General features: G+C 36.6%; 6 protein-coding genes. 4 read left to right on the top strand and 2 right to left on the bottom strand.

Translation table 11 applies throughout. The features are described from left to right. Positions 1-372 precede the first annotated feature (372 nt). Together ACMUMJ_RS05125 and ACMUMJ_RS05120 are read right to left on the bottom strand one after the other, a co-directional pair. A complete protein-coding gene (locus ACMUMJ_RS05125; RefSeq protein ID WP_414677716.1) occupies positions 373-1266 on the bottom strand; it encodes a DMT family transporter in 894 nt (297 codons plus the stop codon). 21 nt (positions 1267-1287) lie between these two features. Continuing rightward, on the bottom strand, positions 1288-1650 hold the full coding sequence (locus tag ACMUMJ_RS05120; RefSeq protein ID WP_414677715.1) for an enolase C-terminal domain-like protein: 363 nt from the start codon (positions 1648-1650) through the stop codon (positions 1288-1290). 27 nt (positions 1651-1677) lie between these two features. Between ACMUMJ_RS05120 and ACMUMJ_RS05115 the strand changes: the two genes are divergently transcribed. From ACMUMJ_RS05115 to ACMUMJ_RS05100, 4 genes are all read left to right on the top strand, one after another. Continuing rightward, positions 1678-1824 (top strand): hypothetical protein, encoded by a 147-nt coding sequence (locus tag ACMUMJ_RS05115; protein ID WP_414677714.1) that lies wholly within the window; start codon positions 1678-1680, stop codon positions 1822-1824. 529 nt (positions 1825-2353) lie between these two features. Then, positions 2354-4069, top strand: coding sequence for a sensor domain-containing diguanylate cyclase (locus tag ACMUMJ_RS05110; RefSeq protein ID WP_414677713.1), 1716 nt, complete (start codon positions 2354-2356; stop codon positions 4067-4069). Positions 4070-4432: 363 nt separating this feature from the next. Next, a complete protein-coding gene (locus ACMUMJ_RS05105) occupies positions 4433-5101 on the top strand; it encodes a 7-cyano-7-deazaguanine/7-aminomethyl-7-deazaguanine transporter (RefSeq protein ID WP_414677712.1) in 669 nt (222 codons plus the stop codon). A 396-nt stretch (positions 5102-5497) separates the two neighbouring features. Continuing rightward, positions 5498-6574, top strand: coding sequence for a GGDEF domain-containing protein (locus ACMUMJ_RS05100; protein ID WP_414677711.1), 1077 nt, complete (start codon positions 5498-5500; stop codon positions 6572-6574). Positions 6575-6646 lie beyond the last annotated feature (72 nt).

The following is a 6646-nucleotide window of genomic DNA, read 5'->3' as shown; positions in this document are numbered from 1 at the left end:
CATCCATTGCTCTCTGTCTGAACAACACTTTAGAGACATAATGGTCAGCTTGCATCTCTAAAGCATCACAAAGATGCGATAGATCAAAAAACATACTCAAGGTGTGGTTTGCCGGACGCTTACGCACAAATGCTCTCAACATAAAAATAACCTTCTTTCTGAAAAAGTTCATTAAACTTATTTAGTATAGCTGCTCTATAACTTTTTACAGAATCATGTTGTCCATCTCTACTAAAATAACAATTTTAAAATGAATTTAGTGTGATCTTTATCTCAGAAAAGGTATTTGTTTCAGTAAAAATTGAGGCAGAAAATACTTTTACCATTATTTAATTCTCATTTAATTTAAAAATCCGTAATTAGAGAAAATATTTAATTTTCTTTTTGTATTTTTATTCCATAATAATTTGCAGTTACTACTATAGTCATTCCAAAATATATCAAGAAATTCCCCTGCACATTTTCTAATAACATAGATAAAATAAGAGCTATGACTGGAGCATAAACTAATACATATCCCGCATTCGCTGGGCCAAATTGGTTAATAATCTTAACATATAAATAAAAACTTAAAACAGATCCAACTATAGTTAGATATAAAAAAGAGCTTATATAAGAAAGTGATGTATCAATAACAAGAGCAGTATTTGTGAAGAATCCCATTATACAAAACAAAATACCAGCATAAAGCATGCTAAAGCCATTATCCTGTCCAGGATCAGCATTAAATTTTTCTTTATTATTCTTCGATATAATATTGCCAATTGAAAAACAATACGATCCTAACAAAGCTAGTAATACACCTTTAGATATAATCCCAAAGTTTACATCAATGACATCACCGTTAAAAAGTGAAGCAGAAATCATTATTAAACCTATTAACATTATAGAAGATAATGCAACCTGCTTTATAGATATGGTCACTTTATTTATTACTCGATCATTAAATATATTAAAAATCAAGACTGATGAAACACTAAATGCAACTAGTCCACTTGGAATATACTCACTACTATAGTAAAAAAGCATAAATGCTAGAAAATACATCATTATACCTTTTAAAAGAAAATGAGCATGACAAAGAATATTAGGTGACTTTTTTGAATATATAATATTTGTTATTAATAGCATTATAATGCCTGCTAAAGTATATCTCCCAGCGAGAGACCATATTTCAGGCGTAATACCGATTTGAAGTTTAATGCCATACCAAGTAGTACCCCAAATTAAAATAGTAAAAATATATGATAAATAACCTTTTTTCATTTTACTTCATCCTGTTAGTAATTATATTTTGCATTGTATTGATTCGGTTGTGTAATAGGAAAGTTTTTCGTAATCAATACGTGCACCTCCACCAATCTCATTACTAGGGTAGACACAACCATCTTTAGAGATAATAGGGTTATCCACGATATCTTCTAAAAAATACCTTTCACTTGCCGCTATATTTGAGGGATATTTGAAGCTTGCTAAAGAAGCCAGAGCAATATTATGCCACCTACCTATAGATGATTCGTATTTAGCTCCTACATATGTAGAAATGCTGTCTCTTTGGCATAAAGAATTTATTTTAATAGCGTTCGATAATTCCCCTAAGCGACCTACTTTCAAATTTAGCATGGAAACATTATCTGATATTGCTCTCATTTCACAGCGTTATTGACACTCAGAGCAATGGCGATTTCAACGGGTTGTCTGCAAACAGGTGTTTCCATCGTCTTGGGGTTAGGTCGGCCACGTCTTTTGCTGGATGCTGACTCACTCGTTGCAGTACATCCGTTAGATAAACATTGGGATCATCGCCTTCGACAAAATGTTTAATATCTTCGTTAGAACCCTAAGAGTGAACGTTATTCCTCCGATCGAACTTGGAAAAACAACAGGATTAATTGTTCTCTTAAACTTAGCATGAGTAATATTAGAAAGCTTTACTGAACGGAAACGCCTCTTGCCGATGTGGTTGTGCGACCAATAGAAAGCAGCGTTGACCATCTATACAAACTAAATGTCAATGATATCAAGTCATGCCTGAAAAACTCCCAACCAATTGATCTTTTGACACTTTTATAAGACAGTTAATACCTAACTCTTACTAGAAGCACACTCTCAAGCCCAAAAAGTTGCAGAATAGGCGAGTTTTATGAAACCTCGACAAAACTCTTTTTATGATCTGGTCGAAATGTTAGTTATTTAGAATTAAAGATGTAGATCTCATTTACATTTGTACGCTTTAATGGCTATATTTTAAACCATACTTTACGATCTATATTTTTGGCATTCATAATATCGTGTGAAATCACTTCGCTATTATTGTTTTCCTTTACTTTTATTTAAAAGCTCGATGTTCAATATGATTAAATTATCCCTTAGATCTGTTCTTATTTTTCCTTATGTAGCGCTTATTATTTGTTTGGCTATTGCTATTGGGCTGCTTTCCTACAGAGCAGGTAGCTATGCCGTTCATACCGTATCTAATCATTTATTAAAAGAAACGATAAGTCGTTTAAATCAAGCAATAGACAGACATGTGGTTGGCTCCGTTGCGACACTTGAAACGGCTTTTCCCGCGGGAATTCATATTCAAAAAGACATTCAAATCGATTTTGAAACTCTCCGCACTCGTCTATGGACTGCATCCTCCTTGTATCTCGACCCTAATAACTATGTGTATTATGGCAATCGAGCAGGTCAAGCAATCGGTCTGTATCGAGATTCAATTAACACTGGAGAACTGAGAGTGAAATTTACGCCAGAAGAACATCGACGTTTTTACACAGTCGATGGTATTAATGGCGAACCGCAGTTTTCTTTTATAGAAGAGAAGAATTTTGACCCTAGGGTAAGACCTTGGTTTCAGGCGGCTTGGGACAACGTAGATGACATTTGGACATCTGTGTACATTGATTTTAGAACGCACAATCTAATTTCTACAAGGGCGCGTCGTATTCAAGGAGAAGACGGGGAATTTGAAGGCGTTGTTGCCACAGACATGTCTCTTAAATCATTGAATGACTTCATTGGCAGTCTTAATATTTCCCAAAATGCCATCGCTTTTATCATAGAGCCTAATGGTATGTTGATTGCGTCATCCCATAGTCCTAATATTAAACAAGATGAAAATGGACTTAATACAAGAATTCGGGCAGATGAAAGCGGGAATGCATTACTCACCGATATTTACTTAAAAATTAAACCATTCATTTCAAATGGAATAGAGCACTCTGAGCCTGAGACCTTTAGCTTCACAGATGCACAGAATCGAGACATTTACGTTGGTTATAATGAATTTGAAGACGAGGCCGGTCTAAAATGGATAAATGTAGTCGCCATACCAAGTGAAGACTTTATGGGAGGCATTAAACAGAATGTTGTGCAGACCGTTTTTCTTAGCATTTTTGCTACGGTGTTCGTCACTCTTATTGGCTTTATGATTTTACAATGGGTAACCAAAGATCTGAAGCTGTTGTCAGACGCAACAAATCGCGTCGGCAGTGGATACCTTGAAGAACCGATTAATATTCAACGAAAAGATGAAATAGGCGAACTTGCTAAGAGCTTTTCTGCCATGCAAAAAAGATTGCAAATAGACTACCTTACTGGATTGCCCAATCGATACGCATTTGAGCAACATATAAAGGCCATTATTGAAAAAGACATTATTAACGGTGAAGAAACGCCTTTCACCATCTTATTCCTTGACCTAAATGACTTCAAAAAAATAAATGATCAATTTGGTCACGATATGGGAGACCAAGCGTTACGAGAGTTTGCTCTACGGTTAAAAAGCACGCTTTCTCAGAATGATTTAGCCGCAAGGTTTGCAGGTGATGAGTTCGTCGTGATACTGGCTAATGTAAATAGCCAGCATGATTTAGACGCTATTCTCCTGAAAATTGAAACCGCATTCTTAGAGCCTTTAGCATTATCTGAGTCATTAAAGCTCACTCTAAGTACCTCAATAGGAGCAGCACATTACCCTGAAAACGGTACTCACGTCGGACAACTGCTTGTTGTAGCGGATCAGAAAATGTATATCAACAAGGCTGAGATGAAAAATAGGCAGTAGGGAAATACCCTATTGTGCTCATGCCAATGACAGTCAATTATTAGCATCCTATGATAATTAATATGGGGATGCGTGAAATGATTGCACTATCTGCTTAGCTGTCATTCAATATGAGACGTGAGTGTCGCATAACGGATTGCTTATAATTCCTACACTAGGATATATTCATTCACCAAGCAGAAAACAATGAATAATTATGTAAAATCTTTCTTCCCTAGTGTCGTATCTTTTGTTGGTTAATGTATAATCACCCGCCGAGTTTGGCCATAGGGTCAAACATGATGTTGTTACTAACGGCACTTTTGTAAATGAAGTGCTTAACTTGGGTTCCCTCACCCCAATCTAAACCAAAAAGGTCATACTATGAGTCATTTTACGTCTGAGCAGCAAAGCAAAGCACTGTTCTTCTTAGTTGCGTTCCATTTACTGATCATTGCATCCAGTAATTACTTAGTACAAATTCCCTTTACGATATTGGGTTTCCATACTACATGGGGGGCTTTTACTTTCCCGTTTATTTTCTTAGCCACCGATTTGACTGTCCGTATTTTTGGCTCATCTTTGGCTCGTAAAATTATCTTTTGCGTTATGCTCCCTGCCATACTGATTTCTTATGCTTTATCTGTGCTGTTCTCTGAAGGAGCATTTAAGGGAGTTGAGTCGTTAGCCACTCTGGATTGGTTTGTTGCCCGTATTGCCATTGCCAGTTTGATTGCTTACCTGCTTGGGCAAGTACTCGACATAAACATCTTTAACCGCCTTCGTCTCTTAAAACAATGGTGGATAGCGCCTGCTGCCTCCACATTAATCGGCAATGGTATAGACACGCTGGCTTTTTTCGGTATTGCGTTTTATCAAAGTCCTGACCCTTTTATGGCTCAACATTGGCAAGAGATTGCTTGGGCAGATTACGGCTTCAAAATCATTATTAGCCTTGGTTTGTTTATCCCTATGTATGGCGTTTTGTTGACCTATTTAACCAAAAAAATGACTCAGATTAACCCAAAATTCAATTACGTAAACGCGCCTTAATGCACCAATTAAGCTAGCAATCCACATTTTTATTCATTAGGTCAATCTTTCAATATAAAAAGATTGACCTATACATAGCCTCTCTAAATTTGCTTCAGTGCATCCACGCTTTTTTACGCGTCATGTAGATTAATATACGACCCAGCCATTTTTATTTATGCATTCCTACAGAAGTATTACGCCTCCACGACAAAAATAAAACCAAGCTAAGGAACCTTTACCTGTTTTTCATGTCAAATCTCTTATGTGTGATTTTGTTGCTACACATTTTCAGAAAAACACGCTTTATTACACTAAATGTGTATTCTTACAAAGGATCACAAAATTGTTTCAAGTGGTGTAATAATTGTATATGATCTTTGCATTTTTGGACTGTCTAAACATTGAACCCCTAACATGCATCAGAGTAAAATAGACGTATCCCTTTTACAAACAGCCGCTATCAGACCTACATTACTTAGGAAATTGATACTATTTTTGATCATCTGTTTTTCAGCTATTTGGGCTATTGATGCATCCAGTGGCATGTTAGTTTTATTTGATCAATTTAGTTACCCCATTTGCATTTTCGCATTCTCAGGCATTTACATTCTCAGTGCCACTAATAGAGTCAAAAACACTATCTTGCTGATGCTCGCATACACTATTATTGCGAGTTTTCTCATTGGCTCTAGCATCTGGAGTCACGCTTCAGGACAAGGCATTTCCCTCAATTCGTTACAATGGCTCGGTCTTAACTACGTTATGGCATGTCTTTTTCTAGAAATTAAAAAAGCCGTCCCCACAGCTGTTGCTGTTTTTGCTGTGACCATCATTGGCCATTTTATCGTCCTTATTCCCAATTTCCCTTTGCGCGATACACTTGACGTCATACTCAATATAGCCGTTGCTCACATTGCATACATTGCTCTCTTATGGACGGTTGTAAAACTGAGAGTAAACAACGAAAAAGCCCTACAGCAAGCCATGGAGTTTGAAACATACGCCAACGTAGACTTGTTAACACACATACTTAATAGAAGAGGAATTGATAAAATTTTCAAGGAACTCGGCCTTAATTCTGATGAAAATCAACAAGTGTACAGTATTCTAGTGATCGATATAGATCACTTTAAACACGTAAACGACCAACACGGCCACCTAATTGGAGATCAAGTTTTAAGAAAAATAGCGTCTCATTTAAGCCGAAAAATACACCCTAATGATGTGTTAGGACGTTGGGGAGGAGAAGAATTCCTCATACTTACGCTAGAAAATGACAGCACAAAGGTATTGGAGCTTGCTGAGCGCTTGCGTGATACCCTCAGTCAGCTAGATATCACTCCAGTGTTAAGCATTACCGCTAGTATCGGTATTGGTTATTCTGATGAAGGAAAGACAACAAACGATGTGTTTAAAATTGCAGATAACAACTTGTATACGGCCAAAAATATCGGTAGAAACAGAATAATTGACTCTCAATTAGCCAAATAAGTACGTATTACAACGCTGCCATCTACACTAAAGCACCCAAAAAAGGTTTTTCACATGGAAACCCCCCCTTTT

The sequence above is a fragment of the Marinomonas phycocola genome, from assembly GCF_047525455.1.
Lineage (GTDB): Bacteria > Pseudomonadota > Gammaproteobacteria > Pseudomonadales > Marinomonadaceae > Marinomonas.
The sequence above is the reverse complement of the archived record's forward strand: the minus strand, read 5'-3'. Positions and strand labels throughout refer to the sequence as shown.

Bases quoted from the DNA above. Each gene is read 5' to 3' on its own strand.
- ACMUMJ_RS05125 (WP_414677716.1), bottom strand. From the start codon at position 1,266: ATGAAAAAAGGTTATTTATCATATATTTTTACTATTTTAATTTGGGGT.
- ACMUMJ_RS05120 (WP_414677715.1), bottom strand. From the start codon at position 1,650: ATGAGAGCAATATCAGATAATGTTTCCATGCTAAATTTGAAAGTAGGT.
- ACMUMJ_RS05115 (WP_414677714.1), top strand. From the start codon at position 1,678: ATGGCGATTTCAACGGGTTGTCTGCAAACAGGTGTTTCCATCGTCTTG.
- ACMUMJ_RS05110 (WP_414677713.1), top strand. From the start codon at position 2,354: ATGATTAAATTATCCCTTAGATCTGTTCTTATTTTTCCTTATGTAGCG.
- ACMUMJ_RS05105 (WP_414677712.1), top strand. From the start codon at position 4,433: ATGAGTCATTTTACGTCTGAGCAGCAAAGCAAAGCACTGTTCTTCTTA.
- ACMUMJ_RS05100 (WP_414677711.1), top strand. From the start codon at position 5,498: ATGCATCAGAGTAAAATAGACGTATCCCTTTTACAAACAGCCGCTATC.